This window comes from Micromonospora yangpuensis (assembly GCF_900091615.1).
GTDB classification, from domain to species: domain Bacteria; phylum Actinomycetota; class Actinomycetes; order Mycobacteriales; family Micromonosporaceae; genus Micromonospora; species Micromonospora yangpuensis.
Map to the genome: position 1 here is coordinate 4,388,437 of NZ_FMIA01000002.1, position 22,531 is coordinate 4,410,967.

21 protein-coding genes are annotated in these 22,531 nt (G+C 71.5%); 6 read left to right on the top strand and 15 right to left on the bottom strand.

Translation table 11 applies throughout. The features are described from left to right. Positions 1-2 precede the first annotated feature (2 nt). From GA0070617_RS19805 to pgl, 4 genes are read left to right on the top strand one after another with little or no spacing between them, the layout of a single operon-like run. Positions 3-1,652, top strand: coding sequence for a glucose-6-phosphate isomerase (locus tag GA0070617_RS19805; protein ID WP_091440732.1), 1,650 nt, complete (start codon positions 3-5; stop codon positions 1,650-1,652). A 2-nt stretch (positions 1,653-1,654) separates the two neighbouring features. Next, positions 1,655-3,205 (top strand): glucose-6-phosphate dehydrogenase, encoded by a 1,551-nt coding sequence (zwf, locus tag GA0070617_RS19810; RefSeq protein WP_091440735.1) that lies wholly within the window; start codon positions 1,655-1,657, stop codon positions 3,203-3,205. 31 nt (positions 3,206-3,236) lie between these two features. Next, positions 3,237-4,250 carry a glucose-6-phosphate dehydrogenase assembly protein OpcA gene (locus GA0070617_RS19815; protein ID WP_091440739.1) on the top strand — a complete coding sequence of 338 codons (1,014 nt, stop codon included), beginning with the start codon at positions 3,237-3,239 and terminating at the stop codon, positions 4,248-4,250. Positions 4,251-4,286: 36 nt separating this feature from the next. Continuing rightward, positions 4,287-5,057 (top strand): 6-phosphogluconolactonase, encoded by a 771-nt coding sequence (gene pgl / locus GA0070617_RS19820; RefSeq protein ID WP_091440742.1) that lies wholly within the window; start codon positions 4,287-4,289, stop codon positions 5,055-5,057. 328 nt (positions 5,058-5,385) lie between these two features. Here pgl and secG read toward each other — a convergent pair whose 3' ends face one another. The 8 genes from secG to GA0070617_RS19860 form a co-directional block, all read right to left on the bottom strand. Further along, complete coding sequence (gene secG, locus GA0070617_RS19825; protein WP_091440745.1) at positions 5,386-5,643, bottom strand: preprotein translocase subunit SecG; 258 nt, start codon at positions 5,641-5,643, stop codon at positions 5,386-5,388. Between the two features lie 95 nt (positions 5,644-5,738). Further along, positions 5,739-6,530, bottom strand: a complete 792-nt coding sequence (gene tpiA, locus GA0070617_RS19830; protein ID WP_091440748.1) for a triose-phosphate isomerase — start codon at positions 6,528-6,530, stop codon at positions 5,739-5,741. Beyond that, positions 6,530-7,729 (bottom strand): phosphoglycerate kinase, encoded by a 1,200-nt coding sequence (locus GA0070617_RS19835; RefSeq protein ID WP_091440751.1) that lies wholly within the window; start codon positions 7,727-7,729, stop codon positions 6,530-6,532. Before GA0070617_RS19835 ends, tpiA begins: the two co-directional genes overlap by 1 nt. A 37-nt stretch (positions 7,730-7,766) precedes the next feature. Next, positions 7,767-8,771 carry a type I glyceraldehyde-3-phosphate dehydrogenase gene (gene gap, locus GA0070617_RS19840; RefSeq protein ID WP_091440754.1) on the bottom strand — a complete coding sequence of 335 codons (1,005 nt, stop codon included), beginning with the start codon at positions 8,769-8,771 and terminating at the stop codon, positions 7,767-7,769. 284 nt (positions 8,772-9,055) lie between these two features. Then, positions 9,056-10,036, bottom strand: a complete 981-nt coding sequence (gene whiA, locus GA0070617_RS19845; protein ID WP_091440759.1) for a DNA-binding protein WhiA — start codon at positions 10,034-10,036, stop codon at positions 9,056-9,058. Positions 10,037-10,090: 54 nt separating this feature from the next. Beyond that, the gene (locus GA0070617_RS19850) at positions 10,091-11,053 is read right to left on the bottom strand and encodes a gluconeogenesis factor YvcK family protein (RefSeq protein WP_091440763.1); all 963 of its coding nucleotides are present in this window, start codon (positions 11,051-11,053) and stop codon (positions 10,091-10,093) included. Further along, entirely contained in the window at positions 11,050-11,964 is a 915-nt protein-coding gene (gene rapZ / locus GA0070617_RS19855; RefSeq protein WP_091440767.1) for an RNase adapter RapZ, read from the bottom strand. Before rapZ ends, GA0070617_RS19850 begins: the two co-directional genes overlap by 4 nt. Positions 11,965-12,337: 373 nt before the next feature. Then, on the bottom strand, positions 12,338-13,030 hold the full coding sequence (locus GA0070617_RS19860) for an NADPH-dependent F420 reductase (RefSeq protein ID WP_091440770.1): 693 nt from the start codon (positions 13,028-13,030) through the stop codon (positions 12,338-12,340). A gap of 199 nt (positions 13,031-13,229) precedes the next feature. On the opposite strand from GA0070617_RS19860, the gene GA0070617_RS30010 reads away from it, so the two are divergent. Further along, a complete protein-coding gene (locus tag GA0070617_RS30010) occupies positions 13,230-14,090 on the top strand; it encodes a hypothetical protein (RefSeq protein WP_139135720.1) in 861 nt (286 codons plus the stop codon). On the opposite strand, the gene GA0070617_RS32065 is transcribed toward GA0070617_RS30010, so the two are convergent. The 7 genes from GA0070617_RS32065 to GA0070617_RS19895 all read right to left on the bottom strand — a co-directional run bounded on the left by GA0070617_RS32065 (position 14,074) and on the right by GA0070617_RS19895 (position 21,851). After that, complete coding sequence (locus tag GA0070617_RS32065) at positions 14,074-15,798, bottom strand: ABC-F family ATP-binding cassette domain-containing protein (protein WP_268239643.1); 1,725 nt, start codon at positions 15,796-15,798, stop codon at positions 14,074-14,076. The two genes, GA0070617_RS30010 and GA0070617_RS32065, sit on opposite strands and share 17 nt — an antisense overlap. A 187-nt stretch (positions 15,799-15,985) precedes the next feature. Further along, positions 15,986-16,882 carry a hypothetical protein gene (locus tag GA0070617_RS19870; RefSeq protein WP_091440773.1) on the bottom strand — a complete coding sequence of 299 codons (897 nt, stop codon included), beginning with the start codon at positions 16,880-16,882 and terminating at the stop codon, positions 15,986-15,988. A gap of 539 nt (positions 16,883-17,421) precedes the next feature. Further along, entirely contained in the window at positions 17,422-19,812 is a 2,391-nt protein-coding gene (locus GA0070617_RS19875) for an ATP-binding cassette domain-containing protein (protein WP_091440778.1), read from the bottom strand. Between the two features lie 64 nt (positions 19,813-19,876). Then, complete coding sequence (locus tag GA0070617_RS19880; RefSeq protein WP_175440593.1) at positions 19,877-20,287, bottom strand: VOC family protein; 411 nt, start codon at positions 20,285-20,287, stop codon at positions 19,877-19,879. Between the two features lie 5 nt (positions 20,288-20,292). Then, positions 20,293-20,739, bottom strand: a complete 447-nt coding sequence (locus GA0070617_RS19885) for a helix-turn-helix transcriptional regulator (protein ID WP_091440786.1) — start codon at positions 20,737-20,739, stop codon at positions 20,293-20,295. 49 nt (positions 20,740-20,788) lie between these two features. After that, positions 20,789-20,974 (bottom strand): DUF397 domain-containing protein, encoded by a 186-nt coding sequence (locus tag GA0070617_RS19890; protein ID WP_091446726.1) that lies wholly within the window; start codon positions 20,972-20,974, stop codon positions 20,789-20,791. A 22-nt stretch (positions 20,975-20,996) separates the two neighbouring features. Next, positions 20,997-21,851, bottom strand: a complete 855-nt coding sequence (locus GA0070617_RS19895; RefSeq protein ID WP_091446727.1) for a DUF5753 domain-containing protein — start codon at positions 21,849-21,851, stop codon at positions 20,997-20,999. A gap of 179 nt (positions 21,852-22,030) precedes the next feature. On the opposite strand from GA0070617_RS19895, the gene GA0070617_RS19900 reads away from it, so the two are divergent. Further along, the gene (locus tag GA0070617_RS19900; RefSeq protein WP_229688201.1) at positions 22,031-22,525 is read left to right on the top strand and encodes a hypothetical protein; all 495 of its coding nucleotides are present in this window, start codon (positions 22,031-22,033) and stop codon (positions 22,523-22,525) included. Positions 22,526-22,531: the final 6 nt, after the last annotated feature.

Sequence of the window (22,531 nt, forward strand, 5' to 3'; positions counted from 1 at the left end):
GCATGAGTGACCTGCTCGACGGGCCGGTCGAGGCCGCCGCGGGGCTGTCCGTGCACGGCGCCGACACGGTCGACCGGTCCGCCCCGGCCTCCACCCGGGACGCGCTGGTCTCGGCCGGGGTGCCGGCGAAGCTGGCCGCCAAGGACCCGACGCTGTGGGGTCCGGACGCCCAGGCCGAGGCGCAGGTCCGGCTGGGCTGGGTGGACACCTGGCGGCAGAGCCGGGAGCTGCTCCCCCAGCTCGCCGAGCTGCGGGCCGAGCTGGCCGACCTGGACCACGTGGTGCTGGCCGGGATGGGCGGTTCGTCGCTGGCCCCCGAGGTCATCGCGCGGACCCTCGGCAAGTCGCTGACGGTGCTGGACACCACCGACCCCGGGCAGGTCCGGGCGGCGCTGGCCGACCGGCTGGAACGCACGGTCGTGGTGGTGGCCAGCAAGTCCGGCTCCACGGTCGAGACGGACAGCCACCGCCGGGCGTACTGGCAGGCGTTCCTGGACGCGGGGCTGAGCGAGGCGGAGGCCGGCCGGCACTTCGTCATCGTCACCGACCCGGGCTCGCCGTTGGCCGACACCGCGGCCGAGATGGGCGCCTTCACGGTGCTCGCCGACCCGAACGTGGGCGGCCGGTACTCCGCGTTGACCGCGTTCGGGATGGTGCCCGCCGCCCTGATCGGCGTCGAGGTGGCCGAGCTGCTCGACGAGGCCGAGGCGCTCGCCGGTTCCTTCGGCGCCGACCGGGACAACCCCGGGCTGGCCCTGGGCGCGGCGCTGGGCGCGGCGGCCACCATGGGCCGGGACAAGGTCGCGCTGGTCTCCGACGGCACCGGCATCGAGGGCCTGGGTGACTGGGCCGAGCAGCTGATCGCCGAGTCGACAGGCAAGGCCGGAATCGGGATCCTGCCGGTCGTGGTGGAGTCGCCGCAGAGCCCCGGCGCCACCGGCGCGGACGTGCTGACCGTGAGCTACGGCGGCGCGCTGACCGCCGGTGCGGTGCCCGGCGGCGGGGCCACCCCGGACGTCGCGGTCAACGGTTCGCTCGGCGCCCAGTTCATGACCTGGGAGTACGCCACCGCGATCGCGGGCGTGGTGCTCGGCATCGATCCGTTCAACCAGCCGAACGTGACCGAGAGCAAGGAGAACACCAACAAGATCCTCGCCTCGGGTCCGCCGGCCGAGCGGCCGTCGTTCACCGACGGCGCGATCGAGGTGTACGCACCGGACGGCGCCCCGGGTGACCTGGTAGGCGCGCTGCGCTGGCTGCTGGACGGGCTGGGCGCGGAGGGCTACCTGGCCGCGATGGCGTACCTGGACCGGTTCGCCGATGCCGAGGCGGCCCGGCTGCGACCGCTGCTGGCCGCGGCGGGCGGACGTCCGGTGACCTTCGGCTGGGGGCCGCGCTTCCTGCACTCCACCGGCCAGTACCACAAGGGTGGTCCGCAGGTGGGCAGCTACCTGCAGCTGACCGGCGCGGTCGGCGACGACCTGCCGGTGCCCGGCAAGCCGTACACCTTCGGGCAGTTGCAGGCGGCGCAGGCCGCCGGTGACCGGCAGGCGCTCGCCGGCCGGCAGCGGCCGGTGCTGCGGCTGCACCTGACCGACCGGGCGGCGGGCATCGCCCAGCTGCTGGATGCGGCCGGACGGCTGTCGACGTGACGATGAACGACGTGGACCGAGCGGAGCGAGGAGGCGGCGTGAACCCCCTACGCGACGCCCAGGACCGGCGGCTGCCGAGGATCCCGGAGCCGTGCGCTCTGGTGATCTTCGGCGTCACCGGTGACCTGGCTCGCAAGAAGCTGTTACCCGCGGTGTACGACCTGGCCAACCGGGGGCTGCTGCCCCCGGGCTTCGTGGTGCTGGGCTTCGCCCGGCGCGACTGGGCCGACGGCGACTTCGAGTCGCTGGCCCACGAGGCGGCCAAGGAGCACTGCCGGACCCCGTGGCGGGAGGAGGTCTGGGCCCGGCTGGCCGGCAACATCAAGTTCGTCGGCGGCTCGTTCGACGACGACGCGGCCTTCGACCGGCTCGCCCGGACCCTGGACGACCTGCGCGACAGCCACGGCATCCACGGCAACGCCGCGTTCTACTTCTCCATCCCCCCGGCGGCGTTCCCGGTGGTGCTCAAGCAGCTCGCCCGCACCGGCATGGCCGACAACGAGAAGTGCGGCGGCTGGCGTCGGGTGGTGGTCGAGAAGCCGTTCGGGCACGACCTGCCCTCGGCCAAGGAGCTCAACGACCTGGTCGACGACGTCTTCACCGGCCAGGACGTCTTCCGCATCGACCACTACCTGGGCAAGGAGACGGTCCAGAACATCCTCGCCCTGCGGTTCGCCAACAACCTGTTCGAGCCGCTGTGGAACTCGCACTACGTCGACTCGGTGCAGATCACCATGGCCGAGGACGTCGGGATCGGCAGCCGGGCCGGCTTCTACGACTCGGTGGGCACCGCCCGGGACGTGGTGCAGAACCACCTGCTCCAGCTGCTCGCCCTGGTCGCGATGGAGGAGCCGACCAGCTTCGACGCCGACGAGATCCGGGCCGAGAAGCTCAAGGTGCTGCGGGCCATCACCATCCCGGCCGACGTGGCCCGGGACACCGTCCGGGGCCAGTACCTGCCCGGCTGGGTGGGCGGTCAGCGGGCTGTCGGCTACCGGGACGAGGACGGTGTCCCGGCGGACTCCACCACCGAGACGTACGTGGCGGTCAAGCTCGGCATCCAGAACCGCCGCTGGGCCGAGGTGCCGTTCTACATCCGGGCCGGCAAGCGGTTGCCCCGCCGGGTGACCGAGGTCGCCATCATGTTCAAGAAGGCGCCCCACCTGCCGTTCAACGACGCCGACATGGAGATGCTCGGCAACAACCAGCTCGTCATCCGGGTCCAGCCGGACGAGGGCGTGGTGCTCAAGTTCGGCTCCAAGGTGCCGGGCACCACCATGGAGGTCCGCGACATCGCGATGGACTTCCAGTACGGCGAGGCGTTCACCGAGTCCAGCCCCGAGGCGTACGAGCGGTTGGTGCTGGACGTCCTCATCGGTGACCGGACGCTCTTCCCCGACGCCGCCGAGGTCGAGCAGAGCTGGGCGGTGGTCGACCCCCTGGTGCACGCCTGGGAGGACACCAAGCCGAAGCCGTACCGCTCCGGCGAGTGGGGCCCCCGGGCCGCCGACGAGATGCTGGCCCGCGAGGGCCGGGCGTGGCGGCGGGCGTGACCAGGCGCAGCGAGCAGACCAGGAGGCTCCATTGATCGGCCTGTGGGACACCACCGGTAACGAGGTGGTCAAGGCGCTGGCCGCCGAGCGGCGCAGCGCCGGCGGAGTGGCCAGTGGGATGGCACTCACGCTGATCGTGGTGACGGACGAGAAGCGGGTCCGCGACGCGGAGGCGGCGGCGACGGTGGCCGCCGCCGCCCACCCGTGCCGGCTGCTGGTGGTGGTCCGCGCCGACGTGGAACGCAACCGGGACCGGCTGGACGCGGAGATCGTCGTCGGCGGGCGGCTCGGCCCGTGCGAGGCGGTGGTGATGCGGATGTACGGGCGGCTCGCCCTGCACGCCGAGTCGGTGGTGATGCCGCTGCTGGTGCCGGACGTACCGGTGGTGACCTGGTGGCACGGCGAGCCGCCGACGGAGATCGCCACCGACTTCCTCGGGGTGGTGGCCGACCGGCGGATCACCGACACCGCCCAGGCTCCCGACCCGCTCGCGGCACTGCGCCTGCGGGCCGAGGACTACGCCCCGGGTGACACCGATCTGGCGTGGACTCGGATCACCCCGTGGCGCACCCTGGTCGCGGGGGCGTTCGACACCACCCAGGCGCAGGTCACCGAGGCGACGATCGTGGCGCCGCCGAAGGATCCGACCGCGGCGCTGATGTCCGGCTGGTTGAGCAGCCGGCTGGGCATCACCCCGCGGTGGGAGGCCACCGAGGAGTTCCCCCGGATGCGTCAGGTGCAGCTGCGCTGCGCCAACGGTGACGAGTTGACCCTGACCCGGGACGACAGCCGGGCCACCTTCCGCCGTACCGGGCAGCAGGACCGGACCCTGCCGTTGGTCCGTCGGCCGCTCGGCGACGAGCTGGCCGAGGAGCTGCGCCGGCTCGACGCCGACCAGGTGTACGCCGAGGCGCTGGGTGCCTCGGCCGGCCTGGCCGACCTGGACCGGCGGCCCGCTCAGCGGGTGCACATCTGGAAGGACCCGACCACCGCCGAACGGACCCGGGCCGGCGCCACCGCGCACGCCGGCCCGGCCGACAACTGATGGCCCCGACTGTGACCGCAGAGACGAAGGCAATCCATGAGTGAGGCGAGTGTCGCCGTACACGCCGACGCCGACCTGCTGGCGCAGGCGGTGGCGGCCAGGTTGGTGGTGAAGCTGCTCGACGCCCAGGCCGAACGGGGTCAGGCGTCGGTGGTGTTGACCGGTGGGCGGATCGCCGCCGCGGTGTACCGGGCGGTGGGCGCGCTGCCGGCCCGGGACGCCATCGACTGGTCCCGGGTCGACGTGTGGTGGGGCGACGAGCGGTTCCTGCCCGCCGGTGACCCGGACCGCAACGAGACCCAGGCCCGGGCGGCCCTGCTCGACCAAGTGCCGCTGGACCCGGCCCGGGTGCACCCGATGCCGGCCTCCGACGGCCCCGACGGCGCCGACCCGGAGGCCGGTGCCGCCCGGTACGCCGAGGAGCTGGCGGCGGCGGCCCGACCGGGGCACGCCGCCCTGCCCCACTTCGACGTCCTGATGTTGGGCGTCGGCGAGGACGGGCACGTCGCGTCGGTCTTCCCGGAACATCCGGTGCACCACGACAACCGACCGGTGAGCGCCGTGCGGGGCAGCCCCAAGCCGCCACCGGTGCGGACCACCCTCACCCTGCCGACGATCAACACGGCGGAAGAGGTGTGGCTGGTGGCCGGCGGGGCGGACAAGGCCCAGGCGGTGGGCATGGCGCTGGCCGGGGCAGGTCCGCAGCAGCTGCCGGCGGCCGGGGTGCACGGCGTGAGCCGTACCCTCTGGTTGCTGGACCGGGCGGCGGCGGCCAACGTGCCACCCCGCTTCCGCAGCCTCCGCTAACCCCGGTAAGGAAGGGCCCCCTCTTAACGCCTGGGGTAGAGAAGGGAACCCTTCTCACCGCCTCTCACGGGAGGCGGCGCAGCTGGTGAACGTCGAGGGCCCCCGCCGTCCATGGACGGCCGGGGCCCTCGAACCTTCGGTACACCGGACGCGCGCCGGCCGTGGAGACGACGGCACCCGGCGACCGCGCCCGCAACGGACGCGCCGCAGCGGGTAGGCGACCGCACCCCGCGGCCGGGCCCGCAACGGACGCGGGGCGGCGGGTAGACGACGACGCGCGCGGCCCGTCTGAGGACGGGCCGCGCGCGGTCTGGTCAGGTACGGCTACTCAGGCGCTGTTCATCGCGAGCCGGAGCCAGAGCCCCAGCCCGACGATGCAGGCGAACCAGACGATCCCCACCAGGACGGTGTACCGGTCGAGGTTCTTCTCGGCCACCGACGAACCGGCGAGGCTGGAGCTGACCCCACCGCCGAACATGCTGGACAACCCGCCACCCTTACCTCGGTGTAGCAGGATCAGCATGACGAGCAACACGCTCGTGATGACCAGCAACACGATCAACGTGTATGCGAATGCGATCGGCATGGCTGGGGTCAGTCCTCTCGTTACGATCCTCGCCCGGACAGCTCGGGCACGGGGGCACCGGCCGGTGGACGGGCGGGATCCAGGATAGCGAGCCTTCAGCGGGCGATGTGCTCCGGGAACCGACAGATCTGAGAAAACTCGTCGGCGTCCAGGCTCGCCCCGCCCACCAGCGCGCCGTCCACGTCCGGCTGGGCCATGATCGCGGCGACGTTCGAGGACTTGACCGACCCGCCGTAGAGGATCCGTACCTGGTCGGCGGTGGTCGGGTCGAACCGCTCGGCCAGCCGCCTACGAACCGCCCCGCACACCTCCTGGGCGTCCTCGGGGGTCGCGGTCTTGCCGGTGCCGATCGCCCAGACCGGCTCGTACGCCACGACGACCTTGGTCACCTGCTCGGCGGTGAGCCCGGCCAGGGCCGCGTCGAGCTGGTCGCAGCAGTGCGGCACGTGCCGCAGCTCCTCGCGGACCTCCAGCCCCTCCCCCACGCAGAGGATCGGCGTCAGGCCGTTGGCCAGCGCCGCGCCCACCTTGGCGTTGACCAGGGCGTCGTCCTCGTGGTGGTACGCCCGCCGCTCGGAGTGCCCGACGGTGACGTACGAGCAGCCGAGCTTGGCCAGCATCGCCCCGGAGATGTCCCCGGTGTACGCCCCCGACTGGTACGGCGACAGGTCCTGTGCGCCGTACCGGATGAGCAGTTTGTCCCCGTCGACGAGGGTCTGCACGCTGCGCAGGTCGACGAAGGGTGGCAGTACCACCGTCTCCACCGCGGTGAGCTGGTCCTCGTTCAGGCTGAACGCCAGCTTCTGGACCAGCGCGATGGCTTCCAGGTGGTTCAGGTTCATCTTCCAGTTGCCGGCCATCAACGGCCGGCGTTGCGTTGCCGCCATCAGTCCTCCAGCGCCGCGATGCCGGGGAGGGTCTTGCCCTCCAGGTACTCCAGCGAGGCTCCCCCGCCGGTGGAGATGTGTCCGAACGACGACTCGTCGAGCCCGAGGGCCCGCACCGCCGCGGCGGAGTCCCCGCCGCCGACCACGGTGAACGCGTCGGCCTTGGTGATGGCCTCGGCCACCCCCCGGGTGCCGGCGGCGAACGCCGGCATCTCGAACACACCCATCGGGCCGTTCCAGAAGACCGTCCGGGCCGTCCCGATCACCTCGGCGAACGCCGCGACCGTACGCGGCCCGACGTCCAGGCCGAGCCGCTTGCTCGGGATGGCGTCGGCCGGCACCGTGTCGTGCGCGGCGTCCGGGGCGAACGCGTCGGCGGCCACCACGTCGACCGGGAGCAGGATCTTGCCGTCGGCCCGCGCCAGCAGGTCGGCACAGGTGCCGACCATCTCCTCCTCCAGCAGCGAGGTGCCCACCTCGTGGCCCTGGGCCTTGAGGAAGGTGAAGCACATCCCGCCGCCGATGAGCAGCTTGTCGACCTTCGGCAGCAGCGCCTCGATCACGGCCAGCTTGTCGGAGACCTTCGAGCCGCCGAGGACCACCACGTACGGCCGCTCCGGCTCGCCGGTCAGCCGGGACAGCACCTCGACCTCGCGCAGCACCAGCCGGCCGGCCACGTGCGGCAGCCGGGCCGGTACGTCGTGGACGCTCGCGTGCTTGCGGTGCACCGCACCGAACGCGTCGTCGACGTACGCCTCGCCGAGGGCGGCGAGCTGGTCGGCGAAGGCACCCCGCTCGGCGTCGTTCTTGCTGGTCTCGCCCTTGTTGAAGCGCAGGTTCTCCAGCAGGGCCAGCTCGCCGTCGGCGAGCGCGTCCACGGTGGAGCGCGCCGAGTCACCGACGGTGTCCTCGGCGAAGCTCACCGGGACCCCGAGCAGCTCACCGAGGCGCCCGGCGACCGGACGCAGGCTGTACTGCGGGTCCGGGGCGCCCTTGGGGCGGCCCAGGTGGGAGAAGACCACGACCTTCGCGCCGGCCTCGGTCAGCGCCCGCAGCGTCGGCAGCACCGCCCGGATCCGGCCGTCGTCGGTGATCGCACCGGTCTGCTTGTCGAGTGGGACGTTCAGGTCGGCGCGCACCAGCACGCGCCGACCCGACACCCCCTCGGCGAGCAGGTCGTCGAGGGTACGGATGCTCACCGAGCCAGCCCTCCATTCATGACCACGGGGCTCGCGATCACAGGGACTTACCCACCAGCTTGACCAGGTCGACCAGGCGGTTGGAGTAGCCCCACTCGTTGTCGTACCAGCCGACGACCTTGACCTGGTTGCCGATCACCTTGGTCAGCGGCGCGTCGAAGATGCAGGACGCCGGGTCGGTGACGATGTCCGAGGAGACGATCGGGTCCTCGTTGTAGACCAGGATGCCCTTGAGCGGGCCCTCGGCGGCGGCCTTGATGGCGGCGTTGACCTCGTCCACGGTGGTCTCCCGGCCGACCTCGACGCTGAGGTCGGTGGCCGAGCCGGTCGGGATCGGCACCCGCAGGGCGTACCCGTCGAGCTTGCCCTTGAGCTCCGGCAGGACCAGGCCGATGGCCTTCGCGGCGCCGGTGGAGGTCGGCACGATGTTCAGCGCGGCGGCGCGGGCCCGACGCAGGTCGGAGTGCGGCGCGTCCTGCAGGTTCTGGTCCTGGGTGTACGCGTGGATGGTGGTCATCAGACCCTTGTTGATGCCGAACGTGTCCTGCAGCACCTTGGCCATCGGGGCGAGGCAGTTGGTGGTGCAGGAGGCGTTCGAGATGATCGTGTGCTTGGCCGGGTCGTACTGGTCCTGGTTGACGCCCATGACGACCGTGACGTCCTCGTTCTTCGCCGGAGCGGAGATGATGACCTTCTTGGCCCCGCCGTCGACGTGCGCCTTGGCCTTGGTGGCGTCGGTGAAGAAACCGGTCGACTCGATGACCACGTCGACACCCAGGTCGCCCCAGGGCAGCTTGCCCGGGTCCCGCTCGGCGTACGCCTTGATGGTCTTACCGCCCACGGTGATCTCGTCGGCGGTCGCCTTGACCTCGTGCGGCAGACGACCCAGGATGCTGTCGTACTTGAGCAGGTGGGCGAGCGTCGCGTTGTCGGTCAGGTCGTTGACCGCCACTACCTCGACGTCCGCTCCGGACGCCAGGACGGCCCGGAAGAAGTTACGGCCGATGCGGCCGAAGCCGTTGATGCCAACCCGGATGGTCACAGGTCCCATCTCCTCGCGTTGTGATCCGCCGGCGTCGGTGTCGGACCGGCGGGATGGTGTGCGCCGACCGTTGGGCCGGCCGCTGACAGTTCATCTCGGCCGCCCCGCCGCGGTCCCCGAGGGACCTGACCGCCAAGGGCGGTGAATGCGGCGAGATGGGCCGGTTGTCGGCCCCCTTGCCGTACGCTTCGAGCCTATCCGAGCGGGCGACACGCCGCTGCGCCGGGGCGTGAACCCGCCCCCGCACCGCTGTCCCGCAGGTCGCTCCGACCCTCACCGTCTCATCAGACCACGAGCATGTCGGGCGTGACGGCCGCTTCCGTATCCGGGATGCCCAGGTCGCGGGCCCGCTTGTCGGCCAGGGCGAGCAGTCGCCTTATCCGGCCGGCGATGGCGTCCTTGGTAAGCGGCGGGTTGGCCAGCGCTCCCAACTCCTCCAGCGAGGCCTGCCGGTGCTCCAGGCGCAACCGGCCGGCGTCGGTCAGGTGGTTCGGCGCGTCGTCGGCCAGTATCTCCAGCGCCCGGGTGACCCGGGCGGCGGCGGCCACCGCGGCCCGCGCGGAGCGGCGCAGGTTCGCGTCGTCGAAGTTGGCCAGCCGGTTCGCGGTGGCCCGCACCTCACGGCGTACCCGACGCTCCTCCCAGGCCAGCACGCTGGAGTGCGCGCCGACCCGGGTGAGCAGCGCGGCGATCGCGTCGCCGTCCTTGACCACCACCCGGTCCACCCCCCGCACCTCGCGGTTCTTGGCGGTGATGCCGATCCGCCGGGCGGCACCGACCAGGGCCAGCGCCGACTCCGGGCCTGGACAGGTGATCTCCAGCGCGCTGGAGCGGCCCGGCTCGGTGAGCGAGCCGTGCGCCATGAACGCGCCCCGCCAGGCCGACACCGCGCAGCAGACGTTGGCCGCCACCACGTGCGGCGGCAGACCCCGCACCGGCCGGCCCCGCACGTCCAGCAGGCCGGTCTGGCGGGCCAGCATCTCACCGTCCTTGACCACCCGGACGATGAAGTGGCTGCCCTTGCGCAGGCCACCGGAGGCGAGGACGTGGATCTCACTGGGATAGCCGTAGACCTCGGCGACCTCCCGCCGCAGCCGACGGGCCACCGAGCCGGTGTCGAGTTCGGCCTCGACCACCACCCGGCCGGAGACGATGTGCAGCCCCCCGGCGAAGCGCAGCAGGGCCGCCATCTCCGCTCGCCGGCAGCAGGGCTTGGGCACGTCGACCCGACTCAGCTCGTCCTTCACCGCAGCCGTCATCGCCATTGTGCGTCCCCTCACGGACCGGTTCCGGCGTGTCGCCGGTGATTACGTACGTGTCTAACGATCGGCGCCCAGGACAGGCACCAGTGCGGCGCCCAGGGCGTCTGGATCATGGCGAGGTGTGCCGTCGGCGACGGCGACCGGGGCGAGGACCAGCCGGGCCCCCAGGGATTCTGCCGCACCCTCGACCGGTCCCGGATCGCCCACCGCCTTGGCGTCGGCCAGCACCAGGTCCACCGACAATTCGGGCAGGTACCAGCGCAGCGCGGCGAGGTGGTCGGCGAGGGAGAGCCCGAGCGTCTCCTGCTCGGTGGCGAGGTTGAGGGTGACCAGTCGCCGGGCCCGGCAGGACACGATCGCCTCGGCCAGCCCCGGCACCAGCAGGTGCGGCAGCACGCTGGTGTACCAGCTGCCGGGGCCGAAGATCAGCCAGTCCGCCTCGTGGATCGCCCGGACCGCCTGCGGGCAGGCCGTCGGGGCGGTCGGGGTGAGCCGCAGCGCCTCCACCCGGCCACCGGTCACCGCGACCTGGTGCTGACCCCGCAGGGTCTGCACCTCGTCCGGTCGGGCCGGGTCGACGCCGCGTACCCGGGCCTCGATGTCGACCGGCTGGCAGGACATCGGCAGCACCCGGCCGACCGCGCCGAGCATCGACCCGGCGTGTTCCAGGGCGGCGACCGGGTCGCCGAGCAGCTCGATCAGGCCGGCCAGGACCAGGTTGCCGACCGCGTGCCCGTCCAGGCCGTGCGGGGAGTCCCCGGCGAAGCGGTGCTGGAACAGGCCGGCGCTGCGCCGGGCGGCCGGCTCGTCGGCGGCCAACGCGACCAGCGCCTGCCGCAGGTCACCGGGGGGCAGGCCGCCGCGCTGGGCGCGCAGCCGGCCGCTGGAGCCGCCGTCGTCGCCGACGGTCACCACCGCGGTGATGTCCAATGCCAGATCGGGTACGCACCGCCGCAGCGCCCGCAGCGACGCCGCCAGCCCGTGTCCCCCGCCGAAGGCGACGACCCGGGTCGGCGTCATTCCCGCCCCAGGTCGCGGTGCTGGGCGTTGGCGGCGAGACCGGACCGACGCAGCCGGTCGGCCAGCTCCTCGGTGATCGCCACGCTGCGGTGCTTGCCGCCGGTGCACCCCACCGCCACGGTCAGGTACCGCTTGCCCTCCCGCTCGAACCCGCCGGTGGTGGCGTTCACCAGGTCGGCGTAGGAGGACACGAAGGCGTCCGCGCCCTCCTGACCGAGCACGTACGCGCTCACCGCCTCCTCACGACCTGTGTGTTCCCGCAGTTCGGGCACCCAGTACGGGTTGGGCAGGAACCGGGCGTCGAGCACGAAGTCGGCGTCCGGCGGCAGGCCGTACTTAAAGCCGAAGGAGAGCACGGTCACCCGCAGCCGCCGGGCGTCCTCGGCGCCGAACAGCTCCTCGATGCGCCGCCGGAGCTGGTTGACGTTGAGGTGGCTGGTGTCGATGATCACGTCGGCCTGGTCGCGGGCCTCCTCCAGCAGGCCACGCTCGACGGCGATGCCGTCGGCCAGCCGCCCGTCGCCCTGCAACGGGTGCGAGCGGCGCACGCTCTCGAACCGCCGGATCAGCACCTCGTCGTCGGCGTCGACGAAGACCACCCGGGGCGAGAAGCCCCGGTCCTTGAGCTCCCGGATCGCCCCGGCCAGGTCGGTGGAGAAGGCCCGGGAGCGCACGTCCAGCACCATCGCCGTACGCCGGGCCGCGCCGCCGGCCTTGACGGCCAGCTCGGCCATGTCCAGCATCAGCGCCTGGGGGAGGTTGTCGACGACGTAGAAGCCGACGTTCTCCAGGGCCCGGGCGACCGTGCTGCGCCCCCCGCCGGACAACCCGGTGACCACCACCAACGTGGTGTCCGGCTCGGCCGGGTGGCCGTCCTGCGGCGCCGTCTCGACTCTTCGCGCCTCGCTCAATCCACTACCCCCAAGCCGTGGCGCGCGGTCGTGGTCGACCGCCGATGGTCAGTCAGCGACTCTATCCCGCCGGAGGAGGTCGATCGGTGCGCGGCCACGGGCAGCGCGGCCCCGGTACCGCAGCGCGACCGGCCGGACCGCGTTTTCGGACCTTCCGTCATATTCCCGATAGATCAACCACTTGCTGACGATCAGTGATCGTACCTAACCTCTCGGCGACAACCGCAGGTGGAGGCGGTACGAACGCGGTGGGTGCGAGGCACGAGCTGGCCGCCCGCGGCACCGTGACAGCCGACCGGGCGACCCGTCCAGGCCGCCCGGTCGTGTCCCGGTCACGCCCGCCAGCAGCCGGGCGCCGGGTGCGGTCCGGCGGTCAGGCGTCGGCGTACCGGCGGGCGGCGGCCAGGGCGGCGCGTAGCTTCTCCGCGTCGACCGGCGCGGGTCCCGCCTCGAAGAAGTTCGCCGGGTCCGTGGCGTAGAGGCCCGCGTACGCGGTGGTGTCGCGCTGGAACCGCCAGCCCTCGGCCAGCGGACCGGCGTCCACGGTGTCGTACCCGATGCTGTCGAGAAAGGCGGTCACGGCGGCCTTCGCGGCGGCGTCGTCCCCGGCGATGGCCAGGACGCTGCGGTCGGCGGCCCCGGCCGGGCGGGCCAGCGCCCGCAGGTGCGCGAAGTAGATGTTGTTGAACCCCTTGACCACGTACGCCTCCGGCAGGTGCGCCTGGAGCAGCTCACTGGTGGTCGTGGACTCGTCGTCCAGCTCCGCGATCCGCCCGTCGCGGTCCGGGTAGTAGTTGTTGGTGTCGATCACGATCTTGCCGGCCAGCTCCTTGACCGGCACCTGCCGGTAGGCGTGCAGCGGCACGGTCACCACCACGATGTCCCCGGCCGCTGCGGCCTCCGCCGGGGTGGCCGCCCGCGCCCGCGGCCCCAGCTCGGCCACCAGTTCCGCGAGCGTCTCCGGACCACGCGAGTTGCTCAGCACCACGTCGTGACCGGCGGCGACCGCCAGCCGGGCCACGGTGCCGCCGATGTTGCCGCTTCCGATGAGTCCCACAGTCGTCATGCCCGGTGCCAACCCCATCGACCCCGCCCGAATTCCCGGACCGGTGCGCCCCCGTCGACTCCCTGCGGGCGGCGCCACAATCGCGCGGTGCGGTCGAACCGGACCGGGGCGTCCCGCGTAATACGGTCCGGCGCGGGCCGACCACATCTGGGCGGACAGCGCCGACCCGACCACCGGATCCACGCGGGAGGAAACCGACATGTCGCCAGTTCCCACGGACCAGAAGAGACCGACACAGGTACGGCACACATTTTCCACGGCAGAGGTCAAGGAGGGCCTGGAAAAAGCGGCGGAGCTGAGCGTGTTTCCCGGTTTCAGGATCAATCATCCGATCGACCTTCAGAACGGGAAGTCGTTCAATCCGAAAATCTGGCTGAGCAACAAGATGACCCAGCAAGCCCCAATCGACGAGAGCCTGTGGACCGTGGTGGGAAAATTCCGCCACCTGGAGCACCTCCCGGACGGAACGGCAATCATCGTCGCCAAGCCCGGCCCGGACAGCAGCAAGACCCCCTATCAGAAGTTACCGCACCCCGGTCCGCTCCGGTCAAGGCACCCACTCTCGGATACCGACATCCGGGAGGGTCTCGAAAAGGCCCATGAGAAAAGGCAGACGAAGCCCAATTTCAGGTTGGCCGAGGACATCCTGCTCCAGAACGGCAGGAGATTCAATCCTGAGGCCTGGCTGAGTAGCGCACAACAGGCCGGAAGAGCCATCCCCGAAGAATTGCGGCCGGCGGTCGCCAGATTCCGAAACCTGGAATGGTCCGGGCCGCTCATGGTGATCGCCAACTCCCGGCGAGGCCAGGACAGCACCGCACCTACCGACGCCCCGAGCGGTCAGCTGACCGCCGCCGCAGCCGGAGCCCGGATCACTGCCCCGGTCCAGCCGCCACCGGAACCATCGGACCTCCTCAGCCCGGCCAACGCCGCCATGGCCCGGATAGCTCCCGCTGCCCCGCCTCCGCCGGCACCGGCGGATCGCTCGGCCACCAGGCCCGCGGCGGGTGGCCGGGCGGCGTCACCCGACCCGGACGTGCCCGTCAAACGCCGCCGTTGACCGGCTCCGCCTGCACCTGCCCGGTGGGTGCGGCACCCAGGTGCAGGCGGGGCCAGTCCGCCAGGTCCCGGAGGAGTTGCCGGTCGTGGGTGGCGAGGACGACCGCAGCTCCGGTGCCGCGTAGGGCGGCGGTGAGTTCGTCGACCAGGGTGGCCGAGAGATGGTTTGTCGGTTCGTCGAAAATGATCAGCTCGGGGCGACCGGCGAGTTGGACGGCCAGGTCGAGGCGGCGCTGCTGACCCTGTGACATCCGGGACACCGGCACCCGCAGCGCGTCCCGGTCGAGCAGACCGAGGCCGCTCAGCGGGAGCACCGCCCCGGCGCTGACCGTCCCGGCGGCGGCCAGCCGCCCCACCTGCCGGTCGTAGACGTCCCGCGCGGTCCGCTCCGACTCCCACCGGGGCACCTCCTGGGTCAGCACCGCGACGCGTACCCGGTTGGCCCGGGTCACCGTACCGGTGGTGGGTTCCAGGTGCCCGCCGAGCACCGACAGCAGGGTGGACTTGCCGGCGCCGTTGCCCCCGGTGACCAGCAACCGGTCGCCGGCGGTGACGGTGAGCGAGATCGGTCCCGCCAGCCGGCCGGTCACCTCGACGTCGACGGCGCGCAGCAGCGACGCGCCCGCCCGCGCCCCGAGGTGGGGCCAGCGCAGCGTCAGCGGCGGAGGCGGGACGGTGATCCGGTGCGCGTCGAGCGCCTCCTGCTGCCGGTGGAAGGCCTGCACGACGCCGGGGGCCCGGGACTGCCGCTGGTGCTTGCCGGTGCCCTTGTCCGGCCGCCATCCGGTGTGCAGCCGGTCGCGGGCCTGGGCGACGGCCTCCGTGAGTCGGCGGCGCTCACCCTGCTGCCGCTCGTACTCCTGCTCCCAGCGCTGCCGGTCACGGCGGCGTTCGTCCTGCCAGGCGTCGTACCCGCCGGCGTACAGCTGGGCCTGGCCGTCCTGGCTGGGGTCGAGGTCGAGGAACTGGTGGGCCACGTCGCGCAGCAGCGCCCGGTCGTGACTGACCAGCGCGAAGCCGCCGGGATGCTCGCGCAGGCGACGGGTGAGGAACGCCAGCCCGTCCGCGTCGAGGTGGTTGGTGGGTTCGTCGAGCAGCAGGATGTCGTGGCTGGCCCCGAGCAGGCAGGCCAGCCGTACCCGGTAGCGCTGCCCCACCGACAGGGTGGCCAACTCCCGGTCGCGGTCGGTGCAGGCACCGAGCGCCGCCAGCGCGATCTCCACCCGGCGCTCGGCGTCCCAGGCGTCCAGGCGGGTCGCCGCGTCCAGGGCGACGGCGTACCGGTCGTCGGCGCCGGCGGCCCCCTCGGTCAGCGCCAGGGTGGCCGACTCCAACGCGGCCAACGCGGCCAGCGGGGCCCGCAGCGCGGCCGAGGTCAGGGTCCCGACGGTCGCGCTGGCGGCGACCGTCAACTCCTGCTCGACCATACCGACCGTGCCGGTCCGCGCGACGCTACCGCGATCGGGTACGAGCAGACCAGCGAGGACGTGCAGCAGCGTGGTCTTGCCACGGCCGTTCTCGCCGACCACGGCCAGCCGGGACCGGGCGGAGACGGTGACCGAGACGTCGTGCAGGACCCGGCGGCCACCTCGGGTGACGCAGATGTCGTCGGCCCGCAGGTGGGCGCTCGGACCGGCCGGAAGGTCGTCGACCGCTACCGGGCCGGACGGGGTCGACGGGGACAGGGAGAGGTCAGGGGTGTGGGACACGAGGCGCTCCGCAGCTCGGGATCGAGCCGGGCAGCCGGAAACAGCCGCCCGGCGGGGAAGCCGGGACGGCGAGCGCGGATCAGGTCAGAGGTGCGCCGCCGTCAGCGGGCGGAACGCACCTTCTGCGACCACAGGCCTCTACTCATGCCGGGAACGATAACAGGAAGCAACCTCCGTACGTCAGCCGTCAGTACCGACGCCACCCCATGATCCGCTCACGACCGAGCACACCGACATAGTCCCAGGGTTCATCGAGGCAGGACGCCGTGTCGGCCGCACGGATGATCCCGGTCAGCCGTTCCATCAGCTCGTCCGGGTCGGGCTGCGCCTGCTCACAGAGCTGGACGTGCACCGCGCGGATCGCGCCGCCGATCTCAGCCGGCTCTTCCTCGTACGTCTCCCAGGCGTCCATGAGGTGCCCGGCGATCCCGTCCCAGGCGCGGGCCGCCCGTTCGACCACCAGCAGCGTGGCCTCGGTCACCGGGCGGGCGGCCAACGTCTGCACCTCCTCCACGATCGCCTGGCCGGCCTTCGCCACGTCGTGCAGGTCCCAGCGGTATCCGCTGGTCGACTCGTCGGCCAGCCTCTCGACAGTCCGGGCGATGTCCGCCAACTCGGCATCGGTCGGCGGTGCCAGCCGGCCGGTGTGTGCCCGCAGCCGAGCCTCCAACACCCGGTCGGTGGCCGCGTACTCCGCGATCAGGAAGGCCAGCCGGCGGGCAGGCAGCGTGCCCGCCAGGTCGGCCAGCTCGGCCACCTTCGGATCGACGGTCACCGCGGACGGCGGGGTGGCAGCCGACGAGAAGGCGAAGTTGTCGGCCAGGGCGACCGTGGTGACGGCCACCGCGTGTGCGCAGAGTTCCTGCTCGTCCGGGCAGTCACACTCGACGGTGAAGCCCTCCGAGGTGACCCCGACCCAGACCTCGTACGGCGGCTCGTCGGCCGCCCGGAGCACGGCGGACACTCCCCCGCCGGCCGAAACGACCGTTGCCGGCTCACCGGCGGCCCGAAGACGGTCGGCCACCTCGCAGGCCGACGGACCGGCGATGTCGCGCAGGGATTCGATGTCGATGCGTACGGCCATCCCGACATCCAACCCGGTCACCCGATGCCACCGGCATCCGGGGCGACGTCACGGGTGGAGAATCGCCCAGGGCCAGCAGGTCGACATCCTCCAGCGGCCGGGCCGACCACCAACCTGAGCCCCGACCTCGCCGCTCCTGGCTACGGAATCCTGGTCACGGCCGACCTGCACCAGTTGCAGCGCGAAGAGGAACGCCGAGAAAGTCCGGCTTCCACCACGTGCGCTTTCCACAGGTCGGCAACGGGCTGCCGGCGGTGGCCAGCGTGATCGCCACCATCGTGACAGGTCTACCGGCTGTCCTTCCAGAGCTTCAAGCGGACACAACTTCCTTGTTGTAGTGGTCTCCGGAGGGTGCGTGGGGACAACATCCTGGTTGTTGTGGAACATCTGTGACGGACATCGGCCTGGGGCGACGGTGGACGTTGCATCTCAGTTTTCCGGGCCGGGACCTGACGGAGGCTCGCGAGCCGGCGGTGATCGACACGGAGGGGTTGACCGTGCTGCGGTCGGTGACCGCGCCCCCGGGTGCGGGAAGTCGGTCAGCGGCCCACGTACGCGGCGAGGTGTTCGCCGGTCAGGGTGGAGCGCGCGGCGACCAGGTCGGCCGGAGTGCCCTCGAAGACGATCCGGCCGCCATCATGGCCGGCGCCGGGGCCGAGGTCGACGATCCAGTCGGCGTGCGCCATGACGGCCTGGTGATGCTCGATGACGATCACCGACTTGCCGGCGTCCACCAGCCGGTCGAGCAGGCCGAGCAGCTGCTCGACGTCGGCCAGGTGCAGGCCGGTGGTCGGCTCGTCGAGGACGTACACGCCGCCCTTGGCGGACATGTGGGTGGCGAGCTTGAGCCGCTGGCGCTCACCGCCGGAAAGGGTGGTCAGCGGCTGGCCGAGGCTGAGGTAGCCGAGCCCGACGTCGACGAGCCGGTCGAGGATGGTGTGCGCGGCCGGGGTGCGGGCCTCACCGGTGCCGAAGAACTCCTCGGCCTCGGCCACCGACATCGCCAGCACCTCGCTGATGTTGCGCCCGCCGAGCCGGTACTCCAGCACCGAGGCGTCGAACCGGCGGCCCTCGCACTGCTCGCAGACGCTGGCGACACCGGCCATCATCGCCAGGTCGGTGTAGATCACCCCGGCGCCGTTGCAGGTCGGGCAGGCGCCGGCGGAGTTGGCGCTGAACAGCGCGGGCTTGACCCCGTTGGCCTTGGCGAACGCCTTGCGGATCGGCTCCAGCAACCCGGTGTACGTCGCCGGGTTGCTGCGCCGGGAGCCCCGGATCGCACCCTGGTCGATCGAGATCACCTCGGCCCCGGCCGGGATCGACGAGTGGATCAGCGAGCTCTTGCCGGAGCCGGCCACCCCGGTCACCACGACCAGCACGCCGAGCGGGATGTCGACGTCGACATTCTGGAGGTTGTGCGTGTCGGCGCCGCGGATCTGCAGCGCCCCGGTGGGCCTACGGACCTGCTCCTTGCAGCTGGCCCGGTCGTCGAGGTGCCGGCCGGTCAGGGTGTCGCTGGCCCGTAGCCCCTCGACGGTGCCCTCGAAACAGACGGTGCCGCCGGCCGTGCCGGCCCCGGGGCCGAGGTCCACGACGTGGTCGGCGATCGCGATCGTCTCCGGCTTGTGCTCCACCACCAGCACCGTGTTGCCCTTGTCCCGTAGCCGCAGCAGCAGGTCGTTCATCCGGGCGATGTCGTGCGGGTGCAGGCCGGCGGTGGGCTCGTCGAAGACGTACGTGACGTCGGTGAGCGAAGAGCCGAGGTGCCGGATCATCTTGACCCGCTGTGCCTCGCCACCGGAGAGGGTGCCCGCGGGCCGGTCCAGCGAGAGGTAGCCGAGCCCGATCTCCACGAACGAGTCGAGGGTCCGTCCGAGCGTGGTCAGCAGCGGCGTCACCGACGGCTCGGCCAGGCCCCGGATCCAGTCGGCCAGGTCGCTGATCTGCATCGCGCACGCGTCGGCGATGCTGATGCCGGCGATCTTCGACGAGCGGGCGCCGGGGTTGAGCCGGGTGCCGGCGCAGTCGGGGCAGGTGGTGAAGACGACCGCCCGGTCCACGAACGCCCGGATGTGCGGCTGCATCGCCTCCCGGTCCTTGGCCAGGTACGACTTCTGGATCTTCGGGATCAGCCCCTCGTACGTCAGGTTGACGTTGTCGACCTTGATCTTGGTTGGTTCCTTGTGCAGCAGGTCGTGCAGTTCCCGCTCGGTGAACTCGCGGATCGGCTTGTCCGGATCAAAGAAGCCGCAGCCGCTGAAGATCCGGCCGTACCAGCCCTCGACGCTGTAACCGGGCACGGTCAGCGCGCCCTCGTTGAGCGACTTGGTGTCGTCGTAGAGGGCGGAGAGGTCGAAGTCACTCACCCGGCCCAGGCCCTCACAACGCGGGCACATCCCGCCGGTGATGCTGAAGGTACGCCGTTCCTTCGTCGGGCTGCCGCCGCGCTCGACGGTGACCGCGCCGCTGCCGCTGGCCGAGGCGACGTTGAAGGAGAACGCCTGCGGCGAGCCGAGGTGCGGCTGCCCGAGGCGGCTGAACAGGATCCGCAGCATGGCGTTGGCGTCGGTGGCGGTGCCGACGGTGGAGCGCGCGTTGGCCCCCATCCGCTCCTGGTCGACGATGATCGCGGTGGTCAACCCGTCGAGCACGTCGACCTCGGGGCGGGCCAGCGTCGGCATGAACCCCTGCACGAAGGCGCTGTACGTCTCGTTGATCATCCGCTGCGACTCGGCGGCGATGGTGCCGAACACCAGCGAACTCTTGCCGGAACCGGAGACACCGGTGAAGACCGTCAGCCGACGTTTGGGAATCTCGACGCTGACGTCCTTGAGGTTGTTCTCCCGGGCGCCCTGCACACGGATCATCTCGTGGCTGTCGGCGACGTGCCGATCGGACGCCTGCGGCGCGCTGCTCGGGGCCTTGCTCATGGTGTCTCCAGGGTCAGCCACCGGTGCCCGACGAGGCACCGTTGATGCAGGTCAGGGCGGTGGGTCAGCCTAGCTGCTGGATCCGGATCAGGTTGCCCGCCGGATCGCGTACGGCGCAGTCGCGCACCCCGTACGGCTGGTCGGTCGGCTCCTGGACGACATCGGCGTCACCGGCCTGCAACCGCTCGAAGGCACCGGCCAGGTCTTTGCTGGCCAGCAGAATACCGGCGTACGTCCCCTTTGCCATCATCTCGGCGATGGTCCGGCGCTCGTCGTCGGTGACACCGGGGTCGGCCGCCGGCGGGTGCAGCACGATGGAGACGTCGGGCTGTCCGGCGGGGCCGACGGTGAGCCAGCGCATCCCGTCGTAGCCGACGTCGTTGCGGACCTCGAAGCCGAGGGTGTCGCGGTAGAAGGCCAGGGAGGCCTCCGGGTCGGTGTGCGGCAGGAAGCTCGCGTTGATGGTGATGTCCATGCCGGTCACGCTAACTGCGGTTCGGCGGCCCGCGCTTCTCGATTCCTGATCGGTCTGGTGACCTGTCTGGCCAGGCAGGGCGGCAGCTCCGCGGTCGCCCGGTGCCGGTTGCGGTAGACGCCGGGCGGCACCCCGACCAGCTCGGTGAAACGGGTGCTGAAGGTGCCCAGCGAGGCACAACCGACGGCGAGACAGACCTCGGTGACGCTCAGGTCGCCCCGGCGCAGCAGCGCCATCGCCCGCTCGATGCGCCGGGTCATCAGGTACGCGTACGGCGACTCACCGTAGGCGGCCCGGAACTGGCGACTGAGATGCCCGGCCGACAGGTGCACGCCCCGGGCCAGCGACTCGACGTCCAGCGGCTGCGCGTACTCCCGGTCGATCCGGTCGCGCACGCGCCGCAGCCGGGCCAGGTCGCGCAGGTGCTGCGCCTCGGCGGAATTCCTGCTCACCTGCCCGATCGTGCCACGTCCCGCACCGCCTGACTCCTGGGCATGCCGCTCAGAGTCCGCCGACGAAGGACCGCCAGGCATCCCGGCCGAAGCGGAGCACGGGCCCGTCCGGATCCTTGGAATCCCGAACCGCCAACCCGCCGGACAGGTCAGCCACCTCGACACAGTTCGACCCGCTTGCGCTGCTCCGGCTGCTCTTGCGCCACTGCATCGCGTGGACATCGAGAGCAGTCATCGCCTCGCCCCTAATCTGCAGGTCAATCCGGATAGCCCTCGGCCACCCGGGCAAGGAAGGCTGTCGACTCGTCCGGGTCGAGCGCCTTCGCGCGCAGGTGGTCGAACACGAGTCTATATCGCACCACCTGCTTCTCCTCCTCCAGAAGCAGCGTGCTGGAGTCGTTGTCGAGGTAGACCACGGTCGGGTCCAACAATGGGTCGGCATAGTCCAGCAGGGTGAAAGGACCGCCCATGGCCGCATGCGCCCCGGCGGCGAACGGCAGGATCTGCAGCTCGACGGTTGCCAGCTCGGAAACGTCAATCAGGCGTCGGAGTTGCGCCTTCATGACTCTCGGCCCACCGACGACACGACGCACCACCGCCTCGTCGAGCACGACCCACAGCCGGGGCGGTGCGTCTCGGGACAGGAGCACCTTGCGGCTGAGGCGAGCTGCCACCCGTCGGTCGACCTCGTCGTGGTCGGCGGTGGTGCGGCCGGCCTTGACGATGGCGCGGACGTACTCCTCGGTCTGCAGCAGACCGGGAACGTAGAGGCTCTCGAAGGCACTGATCGACGTCGCCTCGGCCTCGAAGCCAACGTAGTCGTCCGGCAGCACGTCGCCGTACGCACTCCACCAGCCCTTCTGCCGCGCCTGTCGGAGCAACCCGGTCAGCGACTCACGCTCCCCCTCGGAGGCGTCGTAGAGGTCGAGCAAGGACTGCATGTCCTTGGGCATCACCCGGGAGTGCCCGAGTTCGAAGCGGATCACCTTGGTCCGGTGCCAGCCCAGGATCTTGGCCACTTCCTCCGCCGTACGCCCGGTCCGGTCGCGTAGCCGACGAAGCTCGCGACGGAGCCGACGTGCTCGGATCGTCGGACTGGGCACCTGAGCCATCGCAGCCACCTCCACCAGGAGTCATCGATTCTTACCACACGGCTAAAAAAGAGTTCAAGCATCTCCGTCAGTAAACACAACGTTGCATTTTCTCTCCTCACGACGCAGACTGTCGGTAAGCGGTAGCACACAGAGCGGAAGGGGTGGGAGTGGACAGCAACGGATCTTCGTGCCGGAGGGTGCCCGGTGGCGGGTTCCAGGAGGAACTGGCTGCCGTGCTCGACCGGGCGGACGTCTCCGAGCAGGTGCGGGCCGCCGTCGCACACGCGCTGACCCGACGGGACCCGCTCTCGTCGTACGTCGAATCGTTGGTGGGCCGGTATGCGACCGAGCGGGAGCGGCGCTCGGGTCCGCCGCTGGTTCCCGCCTCGGTCGCGGACGCGCACCGACGGTGGACCCTGCACCTGAGTTACCTCGCCGACGACCTGCAGGCGGCCCGGGAGCAGGCGGTGGTCTACACGGAAGGGCTGATGATCCTGCGCCCGGAGCTACCCGGCGACGCCGCGCTGCTCTCTCGTGCCGACGCCTGGAACCAGGTCGAGCCGCTCTTCTGCGGCCTGCCCGGCCCGGACGGCGAGGTCTGCGCCGACGTCACCGGTCATCCCGGCTTCCACAGCGCAGCCGGCCTCGGCGGACTCTGCTGGGGCCACGGCGACACCCCGACCACGTCCTGACCGATG